Genomic DNA, 16774 nt, shown 5'->3' on the forward strand with positions numbered 1-16774 from the left:
CTTTGAAAATATATTTGAGACCTTTTCATATTAAGCCAACGCATCGTTTACTAATGGCACTGAAGCTACTAGAGGGGCTTCTAGGCAAATAGAAGGTCATTTAATCTCTCTTCACGAAAATGATCTTTATCAAAGAGATATTTCTTAACGGATGAACGTAAAATGTTTTCAAGTCGAGAAAGTTCTTCTTCACTGACATCAACTTTTTTTCCGTGGGCAACAGTCTACATTAAATTATTCTGCAAATAAAAAAGCCACGCTTCGCGTGGCTTTTTTATTAACTCAGAGCCTACCAATTATTTCATTGGGGCAGCTGGTTCAGCTTTATCAATAACCCAAACCACTTGTCCACCAACCAGATCAGCACTGAAGTGACCACTGTGCGAATCAACAAAATAGGTTGAAGTTGCAGATAACGGTTGAGAAGAAGTAATACTAGGTGGGCTAGCAGAAAACAGATGCGTATATCCCACATCAAACCCAAGATTTGGTTTCCACTGATAATGAGCACCTACAGCAATAGCCCAACGATCAGCATCTGGTAAACGTGTATTTCTATCCGTGTTATTACTTGGAGTCTGATCATAACCGCCACCAACACGAAGCATCCACTGAGTATTAATACGATAGTTCGCGCCAAGTGCTACACGCCATGCGTCCTTATAATTTTGTGGAACCGTGGTAATCACATTTGCCTGAGTCACCGCAAAAGGAGGCGTTGAACTAATGTTGGGTACGGGAACATTATTCAATTGAATCGATTTGAAAACATGCCATCCACTATAAACAACAGAACCTAATAACGCGAATTTGTCATTAATATCTTGGTAACCACTTAATGTAACAACATCAGGGAATGTGATTGGATTACTGAATAAATTACCGTTTTTCCAAACGCCTGTAGAAGGGAATGCGCCAGCCAAATTAAAGTCATTGGCAAGTGGGCCTTTAAGTTCACTGTGCCCATAAAAAACTTGGCGTACTTTAGATTGGTAGTTTAAACCGATACGGGTGTGGTTATCATTAAATAGCCCCATCACCCCAACATGAAAACCTAAGCCCCAAGAAGCACCTTTGTTTTTACTGAAGGTATCACCCATATAAGGGTCTTCATCAAATGCTTGCAGCAAAGTCGGCACACCAAGCATTTGGTTAAATTTAACGCGAGAATATTGGAAATCCATACCGGCACCAAGAGCAAAATGTTCGAATATTTGCGTACCTATTTCAGGAGCAATATTAACGGTTAAAAGCTCCGTATAAGTAGCCGAATAACGTACTGGCGAATCAGGAGCCCAATCAGTAGACAAACCAAAAGGCGCATTAATACTTAAGCCAAGGGTTGTATGCTCACCAACCGGCAAAGCATAATGCGATTCGGGTACAAAACCACTATAACTACCATTCACATTTTTATATGTCTGAATATAATCAGGTAAGCCTGTAGTAGTAAACCTACTTGTTCCATTGATCTTAACGTCTGGAAATATACCGGTACCACCAAAAACAACTTCTTTTTCATGAAGTAGCGCTAAACCAGCAGGGTTGTACCAACCAGTTGAGGCATCAGCAGCTTCAGCTGCAACCCCAGCACCATAGTTACCGGCAGTATAACCAGAGCTTTCACCATATAAAGCAAAACCAGTAGCATGAACTGCGCCACTAGCCAAGACACCAAGAACCGCTGCGTTAACAATTGTTCTTAGAGGTTTGTGCATATTCTTCACTCCAGACTCCTTAAATATCAATACTTCAAAGTTGAATAAAATCCGTTCGATGTTGAGGGAGTGTAACCTTTTTTCCAATCTTTAAAAACACTTTTTTCTCATAATATTCAAAGGGTAAAGAATAATAATCCACAATGATTTAATTGAATTCATCATGACCAATTAATAAATAAAATCAAGCCCTAAAAATTAAAAAGCACCGAATTAATAATGATATAGTATCGATGTAAAATACTTGTATCCCCCCTTCACTCCATGCTAAGGTGTATTAATTTTGTGCGGAAATAAATCATGCAACAGATAGTAACTAAATTCGGTGGTACTAGCGTTTCAACTCGAGACACATGGAATAATATTGCAGCAATTACGAAAAAACACATGAGCACAGGAGTACAACCTGTCATTGTCTGCTCTGCATTAACACAAATTTCCAATAAACTTGAAAAAGCTATAGAGGCTGCACTGATTAATGAACATCAAAGTATCCTAACGGATATTCGTAATAGTCACCTTAATCTTGCAGAACAACTGGAGGTCAATCCTGAATTAATTGCTGAAGAAATTCATCAATTAGAACAATGGCTCACAGGTATTGCCTTGTTAAAGCAAGCTCCCGCGAAAACACATGCGCAAATACTCAGTATGGGCGAATTGATGATGACTCGCCTTGGGCATGCATTCCTCGAGAAACAAGGAATCCATTGCAAGTGGTATGATGCTCGTGAATTATTAACCAGCACCCCATTCCATGATGGTGAATCCGTCAATTATCTTTCTGCCCGTTGTGAAAGCGAATTCGACGCCCAGTTGGTTGAAAAATTTATCGCTAGTGGCGCCCAGGCAATTATTACCCAAGGTTTTTTTGCAGCAAATCCTCAAGGTGAAACAGTATTATTAGGCAGAGGAGGTTCAGATACGTCCGCTGCGTTGCTGGCCGGCAAACTACAAGCAGCTGCGTGTGAAATTTGGACTGATGTCCCAGGAATTTATACGGCTAATCCACATCAACTGCCTCATGCTCGTCTATTAAAAAAACTAAATTACGATGAAGCGCAAGAGATTGCTTCCATGGGCGCGAAAGTACTACACCCTAATTGCATCCCACCCGTACGGCGCGCCAATATTCCAATGTCGGTTAAATTTACCAAAATGCCCGAACATTCAGGGACTTTAATCACTAAAGATATTGATGAAACGGCACCGTTAATTAAATCAATTCAAGTGAAAAACAGTATTCTGCTCATCTCTATAGATACCTTACATATGTGGCAACAAGTTGGTTTCTTATCTGATGTATTTTCTGCGTTTAAGCACCATGGTTTCTCAGTAGATTTACTTTCTTCCTCGGAATTCAACGTAACACTGTCGTTGGATATCAATACAAAAATCCATGATCGACCAGCCATTAATGCCTTATTAGAAGAATTAAATCAATTTGGCCGCGCCAAACTAATTGAACCCTGCAGCGCGGTGAGTTTAGTAGGTCATCATATTAGAACTGTATTACCGCAACTTGGCCCTGCTTTGGAAGTTTTTGATGCAAAACAAGTCTATCTCATGTCACTAGCCTCTAATGACTTAAACCTGACTTTTGTGGTTGATGAGTCGCAAGCAAATCAACTCTGCCAAAAGCTGCATAATTTACTCATAGAAAATAACCCACAAATTTTCTATTACTCTAAAAGCTGGCATGAAGAATTTGGCAAACCCGCAGCACGTTTTACACCTTGGTGGGAAACTGAGCGCGATCGCTTATTAACCACAGCGGCGTTAAATTCACCCTGCTACGTGTACCATAGCCCAACCCAGGCAGCCAGGGCTCAGCAATTACTGGCATTGGAATCGATAGACACTTTATTTTATGCCATTAAGGCAAATCCCTACCCGTCTATTTTACAAACACTGGAAAAAGAGGGTGTGGGTTTTGAATGTGTTTCTATTCAAGAATTAGATAGAATCTTAGAACTATTTCCCAACATAGATAAACAGCGTATTTTATTTACGCCTAATTTTGCCCCTAAAACGGAATATGAATATGCGTTAAACATTGGCTGCTTCATTACCATAGACAGCTTATATCCATTAGAGCATTGGCCGCAATTATTTAAAAACCGTGAAGTCATCGTACGAATTGATCCAGGCGCTGGTGCGGGTCATCATAAGCATGTCTCTACGGCGGGAAATGAATCAAAATTTGGTATTACCCAAAATGATCTTGCGCAGGTCATCGCACTTACCAAGAAAAACAATATTCATGTTATTGGCTTACATGCCCATTCAGGCAGTGGTATTCTCACCCCCGAATTATGGCAACAAACCGCATCGATGTTGGCTTCATTAACCGAACACTTCCCTGAAGTGAAATATATTAACTTGGGCGGTGGTTTAGGTATCGTTGAAAAACCAGGACAGCAACCTTTGGATTTTGCGAATCTGGATGCACTGCTTATGGCAGTTAAATCGCGTTATCCACATCTGGAAATCTGGCTGGAACCAGGTCGTTTCTTTGTCGCAGAAAGTGGGGTTATTCTAGCTAAGGTCACGCAATGCAAAGAAAAAGGTAAAGTAAAATTCATTGGTATTGAGACCGGGATGAATTCACTGATTAGACCTTCTTTATATGGTGCTTATCATGAAATTGTGAATCTGAGTCGGCTACACGAAGAAAAAGCAGGTTTTTCGCACATTGTCGGCCCTATTTGTGAATCAGGTGATACTTTAGGTTATGACCGTTTATTACCCGTTACAGAAGAAGGGGATGTGCTTTTAATTGCAAATGCTGGAGCTTATGGGCGCTGCATGAGTTCTCATTACAATTTACGCCCACCTGCAGAAGAGATTGTGTTGGATTAATTGTTTTTTTAAGGCTGTGGTTATTGTAGCCCGAATTAGCGCAGCCTAATCCGGGCTACAATCCTAAAACTTCATTCAACCTCATAACCTAAGCCACTTTTTATTGGAATCACACAAAGATCATGCTAATCGATAGTAATCAAAGAAATCAGGCTACTGACCCCACACAATCATTTATCGTACAAGCTCCTGCTGGTTCAGGTAAAACTGAAATTCTAACTCAACGCTATCTACGTTTATTAGGTAGAGTTACAGCCCCAGAACAAATCATCGCCCTCACCTTCACGCGCAAAGCGGCTAGTGAAATGCGTGAACGAATTATCATGGCTTTGCAACAAGCGGCGAATAATGTGCACGCCAAGAGCCCACACCAGCAAATGACGCTTGATTTTGCCCGCGAAGCCCTACATCGTGATGCGCAATATCACTGGGATTTATTACATCAACCCAATCGTCTAAAAATTGTGACCATTGATGCATTATGCCAAAGCATCAATCAAGCCATTCCTTTACTGGAAAAACAAATTGCCTATTCACAAATTACCGACAAAGCAGAATCGCATTATTTAAATAGCGGCCGCCGCTGCATTCAGTTTGCCGTGGATACCCCTGAATACCAGCAGGCAATAAAAACACTCTTATTGCATGTTGACAACCGCCAGGATCGCTTACTGGACTTATTTAAAACCTTGCTTGCCCAAAGAGACCAATGGCTCGCTCCTCTCTTTCAAGCAAGAGCCCAAGAAAAATCAACGTTCGAGCATGCATTATGTCTTATTGAAGAACATGAATTAACCCGTTTCAAACAAAGCCTGCCCGTCCATTTGGCAACCGAACTCACCCAATGCGCTCGTGAATTAGCTGTGATTGAAAATAATCCAGATTCGCCTCGTCATCGATTAAAAGATTGGTATAATTTTCAAGAGACTAATCAAGACCTAGTCGCGGCATTAAGCAAACTGTTGCTAACTGGCGATGCTAATTTCCGTAAAAGCTTTGATCATCATGTTGGACTCTTAAGTAGTTCCTGCCCACCTAATGAATACAAGCGACTTAAAAATGCCAGTAAAGAATTGTTAAGCGAACTCAATGAGTATCCTGACTTTCTCGATGCTTTATTGCAAGTCTGTAATTTGCCAAAACCAGAATACGATCCAGAACAATGGGAGGTATTACAAGCTTTATTCTTATTATTGCCCTTGCTTGTTGGCCATTTACACCTCATATTTAGTGAACATAATGAAATTGATTTTACCGCCATATCTCAACAAGCCTTAGCCGCATTAGGCGAGTCGGATTGTCCGACTGATTTGGCCTTGTATTTAGATAACAGTATTCATCATCTTTTAGTCGATGAATTCCAGGATACGTCCATCACACAATTTGAATTGCTCAATAAATTAGTTCATGGTTGGCAAGACGGTGATGGTAAAACCTTATTTATCGTCGGCGACCCCATGCAATCTATTTATCGTTTCCGCCAGGCAGAGGTAGGATTATTTTTTCGCGCGAAAGAACAAGGCATCGGACCTGTTCACTTAAACTCACTAGAATTAAGTTGTAATTTTCGCTCGACAAAAACAATTGTTGATTGGGTCAATCAACAATTCTCCCAAATATTTCCGCAGCAAGTGGATATAGAATCAGGTGCCGTATCATTCCATTCCAGTGTAAATGTCATTCAAGATGATGAACACAGTGCAATCCATGCCGTGCAATTTAAGGGCAAAGAGCAGGAAGCACAAAGCTTAATCCAGGTCATTCATTATGAATTACAAACCCATCCTGAACAAAGCATGGCTATTTTAGTGCGCTCAAGAAGCCAACTTGTCGAGATTATTCGTCTCTTACGCCAACATCAAATTCCCTACCAGGGTACTGATATTACTTTATTAGCTAATTTAGTGCATTTACGCGATGTCTGGTCCTTAACCCAAGCTTTATTGTCGCCGGCAAATCGACTCTCTTGGCTTTCGCTATTGCGTAGCCCTTATTGTGGTTTGCCCTTAGCCGATCTACACATCATTGCTCAGTTTAATAAAAAGAAATCGATTTACTCGGCCCTATTACAATTAAATAAAATTCAAGGCTTAAGTGAGGAAGGACGGATTCGTGCCAAATTTTTTATACGGATCATGCAGCAAGCGTTGATGCACCGCTATGAAAGCAAACTGTCCGCCTGGGTAATTGCCACCTTAAAAAAACTACACGCTGATAAAATCCTAAATCAAACGCAACTAAATGATTTAGAACAATTCTGGAGCCTACTCGACCGCTACGAACAAGATGGTCGTCTGGCTGATATGAAAGAATTTCTTAAAGAATTTAAGAAGCTCTATTCCCAACAAGCCAGTCCCTCGCGTTTACAAGTTATGACCATCCACAAATCCAAAGGTTTGGAATTTGACGCAGTGTTTTTACCTGGTTTAGGAGCGCAGCCCAACCGTGGCGATTCCCCGATGTTACGCTGGCTTAATTTACCAACTCAAAAACAGGGTAATTTATTATTAATGTCCCCCATTCAAGCGGCACATCATGAACATTGTGCTGTTTATGATTATTTAGAGCAATTGGACTCTGTAAAAAGTAGCTATGAGACCCAGCGTTTACTTTATGTTGCGGTAACACGCGCAAAATCACGTTTGTATTTAATGGATCACTCTGAAAAATCCTCAAAACGTTCTTTTCGCAGCTTATTGAAAAATCAAGAATTTAGCGCGGATGAAACCGTACAGCTTACTGAAGAAATTAATCTGCCCTTACCTAAAGTAATGCAACTGCCTTTACATTATTATCAAAGTGAAGAAGGAACGCTCAATGAGCCTTTTGCCAGAAATGCCCCGTCCACATTATCAAGCAGCATTCCGCGCCTGATTGGCATCATAACGCATCAATTATTACAATGGATTTGTGATAACCATCCATCAACACTTGCAGAAGTTCCCTGGAATCTGGCGCATTATGAGTTTAAAAAACTTGGATTTAATGAACAAATGCAAGCCGAGGCATTAAAAACGCTGCAAGAACAAATTACGCGCTTGTTCGCAGACACAACCGGTGCCTGGATTATTGCCAAACACGATAAAGAGCAAAATGAATATGAATTATTGGTAGCTCAGCAAGGAAAGCCAACTACCCGGATTATTGACCGTATGTTTGAAACCCCGAATAAATTATGGATTATTGATTTTAAAACGGGTAGAGAAGATAAAAAAGCACAGGTAAAGCATCGCCTGCAACTCAATGACTATGCATTGTATTTATCAGAGCGTACAGAACTTCCTATTCATTGTGGGATTTATTATTTATCCAGTAATCATTGGGTTGATTGGCAGTATACCTTTGTTGACAGCGATGCCAGTTCAACATCCAATTAGACTATACTGTGTGATAGATAAATCAAAAATGACAATACCATGAAGCATTTTGACTACATCATTATTGGCGGCGGCTCGGCGGGTTGTGTTTTGGCAAATCGGCTGTCGGCTGACTCAAGCAATCAGGTGTGTCTTTTAGAATCTGGGCCTAAAGATCACAATCCTTTTATTAAAATACCGATGGGTATTATCATGGTCCTGCGCAGTAAAAAACTAAATTGGCATTATTGGACAACGCCACAAATCTATTGTAATAATCAAGAAATTTATTGGCCCAGAGGGCGAACTTTGGGTGGAAGCTCCTCCATTAATGCCATGTGTTATGTGCGTGGCAATCCTGATGACTATGATCAGTGGGCAAGCTTGGGTAATAAAGGCTGGTCTTATCAAGAGGTGTTACCCTATTTTAAAAAAATGGAGCACTTTGAACCTGGACATAATACCCTTTGTGGGCAGGGGGGACCAATAAATGTCAGTTCGCCACTCTATATGAATCCACTTATGCCGGTATTCATTAAAGCGGGGCAACAGGCAGGCTATGCCAAAATTGAGAATTATAATACGGAGCATCAGGAAGGGGTGGCTTACTTTTACGTCGCACAGAAAAATGGACAGCGCTGGAGTAATGCCCGCGGTTATTTACACCCAATTCAAAATAGAACTAATTTAACGGTGATTACCGCCGCTCATGCGACTCAAATTATATTTGAGAAGAAACGCGCTGTAGGTGTTCGCTATTATAAAAGTAATTCAGAACAGACTATTTTTGCAGATAAAGAAGTTATCCTTGCTGCGGGCACAATCGGTTCACCGCAACTCTTACTTTTATCAGGTATTGGGCCAAAAGCAGAAATAGAACAACACGGGATTCCCTTAGTACATGACCTGCCAGGCGTTGGTGAAAATTTACAGGATCATTTAGACATTCATATTACCTGCAAAGAAAAAACCAGGAACTCCTTTAGCCTCCATCCCAGTTCTCTGGGGCGACAGTTACTTGATGCATATCAATATATCTTTAAAAAACGCGGTGAATTAACGAGCAATTATACCCAGGCAACCGGTTTTATTAAGAGCGATCCACAATTATCCATTCCTAATCTACAATGGCATTTTGGTGCTGCAATACATACTCGTTGTGCGCGCGTTCTTAAGCCCTTATTTACTTCTTATGGTTACACCCTAATGACTTGTTTGTTGCATCCTAAAAGCCGTGGCCGTATCCGCTTACGCAGTAAAAATCCCATGGATTATCCATTGATCGATCCCAATTACCTTGAAAACCCTGATGATCTCGATGCGTTGGTAATTGGCTTTAAAAAAGCACGGGAGATTTTAGCGCAACCAGCATTTTCCCCCTACCTATTGTGTGAAGTAGAACCAGGAAGTCAGTGTCAAACTGATGAAGAAATTCGACAATACATCCGTGCACAAGCCGAGAGCATTTATCACCCTATTGGGACCTGTAAAATGGGTAATGATGCCATGGCGGTGGTCGATCCCGTGCAACTAAAAGTTCATGGGATAGACAATTTACGGGTTATTGATGCCTCAATTATGCCTCGCCTCGTCAGTGGAAACACCAATGCCCCCACAACAATGATTGCTGAAAAAGGGGCTGATATTATTTTAGGACTAAATTGCACGTAGTTTAACCGTGATGTCTCAAAAAGATAAGGGAAAATCAATTGGTTTTCCTCTAGGCAATCCGTTTACCCTGCGCTATTATTCGCCTTTTGCACTAAAGGTTAATCGATGACTGTTGAAAATGCTGTAACCCACTTACTAAATACACTAAGCGAGCCCTTTCTTGGCCTTACTGGCAAAGAAATGAATTTACAGCACACCATCGAAACTACGGCAAATGAGTTGATTGTTAATCTGCTTGCAGGTTTCCCAAGCCTCTTGCTGGAACTCAATTATAAATCATTAATACATAACGCGTTACAAACACAATTTCCTCATCAACCAATCACCGTCAATATCAATCAACTGATCAAAACCCATAAAACCCAATTGGCCGGTAAAGGTTTACGTGGCGTTAAAAATACCATTGCCGTTGCCTCAGGAAAAGGTGGTGTAGGCAAATCTACCGTTACAGTTAATCTTGCCATAGCCCTAGCGCGTACCGGTGCTCGGGTAGGAATCTTGGATGCGGATATTTATGGTCCCAGCATGCCCCTCATGTTAGGTAAAACAGAACCCGTCAAAACCAGCGGCGATTTCTATATCCCCGTCGAAGCCCATGGCGTGCAAGCGATGTCAATTGGTTATCTTACTCAGGGTGACCAAGCCTTAATTTGGCGTGGTCCAATGTTGGCTAAATCATTAATCCAAATGCTTGATATTACGCTTTGGGATAACCTGGATTATTTATTCATCGATTTACCCCCAGGGACCGGCGACATCCAACTTACTTTAGTACAAAAGATTCCATTAACCGCAGCAATAGTCGTAACCACACCACAAAACGTAGCTACTTTAGATGCACAAAAGGCGATCAGTATGTTTTCTCGAACAGGAATTGATGTTCTTGGCGTTATTGAAAACATGTCAACGCATATTTGTAGTCAATGTGGACATCAAGAAGCGATCTTTGGGGCTGGTGGTGCCGAAGCTCTTTGTGCTTCACATAATTGCACCTTGTTAGGTCAGCTCCCTCTTAATGGTACTATTCGCCAACATTGTGATGAAGGCTTCCCTACTGCTGCGCAGCCACGCAATAACTTAACGGATACCTTTATCAAAACAGCAATGAACACCGCGATCGAGTTAGCTAAAAAACCAATTAATTATGCCGATAAATTTCCCAAAATTGTTGTTGAGTGAATTCAAGCCTGATGGGTATAATGCTGAAAAACCAAAAAGATACGAATCATGCAACGATTACTGATAATAACAATAAGCCTGCTGTATTCTTGTTTTGCTTTAGCAAAACCCGGTTACCAAATTGATTTGATTATATTTGCCCAACCTATGGCAGTTCAAAATAATGAACTGCCACTCGATACACCGCTCATTCCCATGACGTCGAATGCCATTTCATTAAAAAGCAGCTCTGCAAAACCCCCAAAACCCTATTGCTTATTGCCTAGCGCCTATTCCAGCTTGCAAGATGAATATTATCAGTTAAGCCGAAGATCACATTATCCTGTTCTGGGATATTACTCCTGGCAGCAACCAGCAAATAATCAAAGCAGCGTTGCTTTACCGCTTGCAGAGCATAATGGCTGGCAAATGCAAGGTACTCTTCGTATAAAAGAAAGTAATTACTATACCTTTGATGCAGATCTACAAGTATCGCCGCCTAATAATCCTCAATCATCTTTTACTGTCTCGCAAAAGCAACGCTTAAAGGGAAATGTGATTTATTACCTAGATAATGATCACATAGGCATAGTCGTGAAAATTCATAAATTAGGGTAAAAAAATTACTCTCGGTTGTTGGGACAAGTAAACGGTAAGGGATATAGAAGCAAGCAGTGACAAGAACCGCTATACTTAACGCCCTTACCTACAAGCAAAAATTATTTCTTCCTTTTATTTCGGAGCCTTATTAGGAGGAAAAATTTCATCAAATACAGCGCCACCACCTGCAAAAACATTCTTTGCAGCATTCTCCAGCTCTGTACTCTTGTCACCAGTAAGTCCTGAAAATAAAGTGTTTCCTGTATTCATTGCATTTGAAAAAGTGCGTTTGGTTCTACCAATTTCATGAAGTTGATAAATAGCCCCTCCCGCCACAATTAGTGCTGCGGTAATACCAAATTTTGTATCAAGATACAATAACGGCGCCAAGATAAGTGCCCCAAGAGCAAACAATGCACTTGTTTTTTGTGCGTCCTCAGAAATTTTTTCATTTTTGGGCATAACAACTCCTTTGTTTATTTATTCCAATAATACAGCCTAGGGGAGTGGCTATAAAATTGCAAGCAACTGGTTATGAAAAATAGCTCGAATTGAATTTGCCCGTATCGTAACTTATACTCTCAAAATAAAAGTTCAAATAATGGACTGTCAATGCACCATCCCCAAAAAGCAGGCAAAACAGTAGTTCAAGAAATACCCTGGTGGGAGACAGAGCGCGAACGTTTACTCGGTATTGCGGCAACACACACCCCTTGCTATGTTTACAACAGTACAATCCAGATTGCCAGAGCCAAACAATTACTGGCTCTAGAAGCAATTGACAACTTATTTTATGCCATTAAAGCCAATCCACACCCAACCATTCTCAAAACACTAGAGCAAGAAGGTATTGGTTTTGAATGCGTTTCCATGCAAGAATTAACTCGAGTGCTGGAACTGTTTCCCAATCTAGATCGAACATGAGCTCTTATTATAATTTACGACCACCAGCACAAAAAATTATGCTGGATTAAACTCTCTTTACATAAAAATTTCACTACAGCTTACGCCTTCTAAATTGAATTAAACCCCAAAATTGTTTACAATTTTAACAATCAGTTAAATCGTTGAATTCAATCATGCCAAATCAAACTAGAATAATCAATGCGGTAAATATGTGCTTAAAACAACATAGTGATCTTGAATTTGAACTAAATAAATCAGGTGTTTGCGCAGGTCTTGCAGGCTTATATATTAAGTATGCATTAGAGAATAAAACCACCCAATTTTTTTCTATTATTAATCGTCTAAGCACTTTACCCACTATATATCGACTTGGTGGTGATGCGGAGCTTGATGAGTTCATCATTAAAATAGAAAAAACATTCCGTCCTAACGAATACAGTGGATTTCAATTAGAACAAGGCGATCTGGATAAAATTCTTCATATTGGTGATAAACCACTAAGGAATGAGTTTAACTTTGGCTTCATGAGTAAAGAACAACAATGGGAAAAAATTCTTGGGCAAATCACCCGCAATAACAGGGCATATTACATTTGCAGTCAGGATCATGCCGTCGCACTTTCCATTAAAAATGGAAAATATTCACTCTATGATCCAAATTACACGCAAGAAACAAAAGAATTTTCCTCCGCCAAAGAAGTCATTAACGAATTAAAAAATTGTTTTGGCTACAAGACGTCCTTTTTTGCTTTATTGTTACGTACTTTTGCTAATCCACATAGCTCGGTTGTGGAATATCCTCCCCATGAAACATTGCAACAACTAGCCGAAACTACGGAACCGGATATCCATTCAGGTAAGTTTGCCGCACAAGCAAAAGACATAAAAACATTAAGCTACCTAGTCAAAAAAGATCCAACCCATTGGCAGTTCTTTACCAAAGAGTTTCTATTCGCTGAGGTAAATGATCTCTTATTGCAACAACCCAAGTCCAGCGAAATAAGACAAGCATTACTAAAAAGCATTGCCGTAAATACGCTTATAGGAAATAGTGATGTAATCCAAAAACTAATTACACATTATCAATCCGTCTATTCTGCCCCGGAAGAACAAGACGAGTTAACCTGTGAATTAAAAAAAATACTGGCAACACCGGTAAAAGAAGCATCACATTTCTTAAAAAAAACAGGCCATTATCAATGGTTCCTCAATCTGTGTGATCAATTAAGTATTTCCCAAGATCCCACATGTATAACAAACTATAACCATGTGAAACTGCTTACTTTTCTTGAGGAGAAAACGGAACAAACAGTCATAGAGCATTTTTTAAATCAGCTCTCACCACCGCAAATACTAAAACAAATTCAATGCGCCGCAGCGGCAAATCAACAAGAAGTTTTAACCTTATTAATTAATAAAAACCTTGATACTCAGGTAACACATTCTATTTTTACCCCTGAGGTCATCAAATTAATTAATGTTGCAACCTTGAAAAGATTACTTGAAAATGGCTTTGCTACGAATATAAATTCCCCCAATATAATCCTCTCCTGCATGCAAAGGAAAGATAAAACTATTTTTGAGTTAATGACGCGCTCTTGGTCAAAACAAAACCATCAACAAAACATTTGGCAGCACATTGATAAGCATGAATTCCACGCATTAGATTTAACCACGAAAATAGACTCTGTTTATCTTATTAGCGCATTAGTATTTCTCCGCAAAACAGAACTTGTAAAAAAAGCTTGGCGAGAAGATATCTCAGAGGACATCATACAAAATGCCTTAATGGTTGCCCTGCAAGATGGAAATGTAGAAATGAGCAAGTTTCTGCATGAGAAATTATTAGCGATAAAAAGTAGTCTTGAGCAGGATGTATTAGACTATTTTTATACAGACGCATTGGCGAAAGAAAATATAGAGACACTAATCATACTGATGCATTTAAATTTTAATATCTTACATAAAGATAAAGACATCGATAAAATTTTATCTCTTTGCGATGCCAATGATGACTACAGCATAGTATTTGCTTCGTTTCAGCAGGCGAGTCCCAAAGTAAAACTTCATTTATTGACAAGCAGTTTACGCCAAGGACTGACTTCTGTTGTTGAATACTGCGCCCAAAAAGAACCACAGCTGTTTAATACCTACCTTAATGAATGCACTAAAAACAAACGTAAAATAGCTAAACTTAATCAAGTAGTAACCTTACTTCCTCCCAATACACTTAGATTAGCTTCTGAAGAAAAACAAAAAGCATTAGTAATCAATTGTTTTAACCATAAACTGTTCCCCTTAGCGAAAACATTAACAGCAAAGCTCAAATGGGAAGATAAAGAATTAAATAAATTACTTATTGACTTAATAAAAACAAAAAATGAGGGTGCAATAATTCAACTTATACAAATTTATCCTCAATTAAAAAAAGCCGCGAATCTGATTCAAGAATTGTTGGGCAATAATCTATTAAATGCCCTAGATTCACTTCTCACTAAAGAAACAATTTTGACACAAGAACTGTCTGAAAAGATACTTGCTATGGCAATAGTTAATAATAATAAAAAACTGATAAACAGATTCTTTGAACAAGGACAAATCAGCAAGTTAACACCCCAGCTAATGCCCTTATTAGAACAAGCAATTACCCAAGGAGCCAGTGACGCTTTAGAACCATTTATTCAATCATCCCTCGACTTAGGGCTAGATTTTAAAGCCTTGTTTCTTTTTAGCTGTGCACAAAAGCAGGCTAAAATAGCCAATCAGCTACTTGTCAAAGAATTAATTCTCAGTACTGAGGAAATAAAATCATCCATCAAAAAACTTTTTGATAAACAAAACCCTAACGACCTTTTTGAGGTAATCTATCAACAAGGCTATGGCAGACTGTACCAGTTATTTATTAAATCAGGGATAAAAAATCCAAGAAAAAAAATTAACTCAGCTCAATTAAAAATCCCCAGCACGATGCCAAGTTCAAACAGACGACCCTCTATTTATCCCCATTAAAACGCGCAATTAAAGAAAAAAATCAGGCCGTATTTGATGCTTTGTTTGCTGAAACAGATTTACCCTTACAGGTTGATGCCAACATCCTCACCTTTTTACAAGATTTGGTAATAGCCCCAAGTGTATTACCTATTTTTATAAAAAAATATACGTTAACAACTCTGCTGCAAGAAGCACTAAAACAAGAAAAATGGGCAGTAGTTGCCAATTTAATAGAAAATTATCAATTTAGTGAGCTGGATACAGAAAGCCAAAACCTTATTCACCAAAATAGTGAACAAGTCATTATGGCCTATCTTACTAATTTAGAAGCCCATTTTGATAAAACGGATGTGCGTCCTCGTTTATTTCAACTCCTGGCTACCGGAAATACAAACACTCTTTCCCAATTAGCAACTGCTTGGCGTACTAACGTTCATGGCGCGTTAACACGTATTGAATTGGTAATGATTGAGAAAAGAATGGATTTGAATAACCAAATTTATCGCTATGTTCTTGATACGGATTCGTTTAGTAATGCGCTTACTGAGGTAGGCAACCTCTTCAATCAATGCAATGAACTTATTAGTACGCAAAAAATCGACTTAAAAAAATGGATTGAAAATAAAGATCTTCTTGATCATATTGCTAAAATAAAAGTTTTAATGGCCCAACATGATATTAGCCCTCTTTATATAAGTGATGAACATTGTGAATTATTAGAGCAATTTATAGGAAATCCCCGCCTCAAAAAGATTTGCGAGCAGGAACTCCAACTGTATTCATTGATACAGCAGTTTGATCTAAAAAATAAAGGGCTAGAAGAGCAACCAGAAGAAAAGCAAGAACAATTTACCCTACTTCTGCAAAAACTTGGCCAAGAACTAATCAAAGAAAAATTACCGACTACTTTTATAGTACCAGAAATTCAATCTCATTTGGCGTCGACTGATTTATCTACATTACAACAAAAATGCACACAAGCAATTGATCACTATCTGCAGCATCGCGATGAAACATTAAGTTATTTATCGTATTTTTTTGATTATAAGCGAGGAAAAGTTCGAGCAGAACATTATGAATATTTAATACAGTCTGCGCAAACCCCTGAAGAAATTTATATTATTGAATATGCTCTTTTAACAAATAGGAATAGTAAGCAAATCAAAAAAGATGTAGTTCAAGGCTTAAATTTTAGCGATGAACATGCGGCAAAGGAACAACTTAAAAAGACCATTAAAAAGTCGCGATTGGTAAAATATTTAACTGAATTAGACCATATCATCGAACGCATCAATGACAAAGTAGATAGCAACGATGCAACGCCTACAGCAACCTTATTACACGACGAAATAGCCAGTTTAAGAAAAATATGCAAACAACAAAGTCCATTAGAACAACATTCATTCTTTAATAAACCACAAGAACAACCATTAAAACCAACAGGAGTCTGGCAATGGCTTACCAGCTGGATTAACAGCAATGATGAGCGCAGTAAATTGGCATCACCGTAGAA

At 39.1% G+C, this 16774-nt stretch carries 9 protein-coding genes and 1 pseudogene; 8 read left to right on the forward strand and 2 right to left on the reverse strand.

Translation table 11 applies throughout. The features are described 5' to 3' along the window. Positions 1-296: 296 nt before the first annotated feature. Positions 297-1727, reverse strand: a complete 1431-nt coding sequence (locus LDG_RS05655) for an OmpP1/FadL family transporter (protein ID WP_006870232.1) — start codon at positions 1725-1727, stop codon at positions 297-299. Between the two features lie 291 nt (positions 1728-2018). Between LDG_RS05655 and LDG_RS05660 the strand changes: the two genes are divergently transcribed. The 5 genes from LDG_RS05660 to LDG_RS05680 all read left to right on the forward strand — a co-directional run bounded on the left by LDG_RS05660 (position 2019) and on the right by LDG_RS05680 (position 11383). Continuing rightward, the gene (locus tag LDG_RS05660; protein ID WP_006870233.1) at positions 2019-4580 is read left to right on the forward strand and encodes a bifunctional aspartate kinase/diaminopimelate decarboxylase; all 2562 of its coding nucleotides are present in this window, start codon (positions 2019-2021) and stop codon (positions 4578-4580) included. Positions 4581-4702: 122 nt separating this feature from the next. Beyond that, on the forward strand, positions 4703-7957 hold the full coding sequence (locus LDG_RS05665; protein WP_006870234.1) for a UvrD-helicase domain-containing protein: 3255 nt from the start codon (positions 4703-4705) through the stop codon (positions 7955-7957). A gap of 39 nt (positions 7958-7996) precedes the next feature. After that, the gene (locus LDG_RS05670) at positions 7997-9607 is read left to right on the forward strand and encodes a GMC family oxidoreductase (protein ID WP_006870235.1); all 1611 of its coding nucleotides are present in this window, start codon (positions 7997-7999) and stop codon (positions 9605-9607) included. 105 nt (positions 9608-9712) lie between these two features. Further along, a complete protein-coding gene (gene apbC / locus LDG_RS05675; RefSeq protein ID WP_006870236.1) occupies positions 9713-10786 on the forward strand; it encodes an iron-sulfur cluster carrier protein ApbC in 1074 nt (357 codons plus the stop codon). A 48-nt stretch (positions 10787-10834) separates the two neighbouring features. After that, a complete protein-coding gene (locus LDG_RS05680) occupies positions 10835-11383 on the forward strand; it encodes a CsiV family protein (protein WP_006870237.1) in 549 nt (182 codons plus the stop codon). Positions 11384-11497: 114 nt separating this feature from the next. On the opposite strand, the gene LDG_RS05685 is transcribed toward LDG_RS05680, so the two are convergent. Beyond that, positions 11498-11827, reverse strand: coding sequence for a hypothetical protein (locus tag LDG_RS05685; protein WP_006870238.1), 330 nt, complete (start codon positions 11825-11827; stop codon positions 11498-11500). Between the two features lie 189 nt (positions 11828-12016). Between LDG_RS05685 and LDG_RS05690 the strand changes: the two are divergent. The 3 genes and pseudogenes from LDG_RS05690 to LDG_RS18420 all read left to right on the forward strand — a co-directional run. Then, positions 12017-12283, forward strand: a pseudogene (locus LDG_RS05690) (bifunctional aspartate kinase/diaminopimelate decarboxylase); the annotation flags it as partial. A 161-nt stretch (positions 12284-12444) separates the two neighbouring features. Then, on the forward strand, positions 12445-15279 hold the full coding sequence (locus LDG_RS18415) for a hypothetical protein (RefSeq protein WP_148263518.1): 2835 nt from the start codon (positions 12445-12447) through the stop codon (positions 15277-15279). A 41-nt stretch (positions 15280-15320) separates the two neighbouring features. Further along, positions 15321-16772 (forward strand): hypothetical protein, encoded by a 1452-nt coding sequence (locus LDG_RS18420; protein ID WP_006870241.1) that lies wholly within the window; start codon positions 15321-15323, stop codon positions 16770-16772. Positions 16773-16774: the final 2 nt, after the last annotated feature.

The sequence above is a fragment of the Legionella drancourtii LLAP12 genome, from assembly GCF_000162755.2.
GTDB lineage: Bacteria > Pseudomonadota > Gammaproteobacteria > Legionellales > Legionellaceae > Legionella > Legionella drancourtii.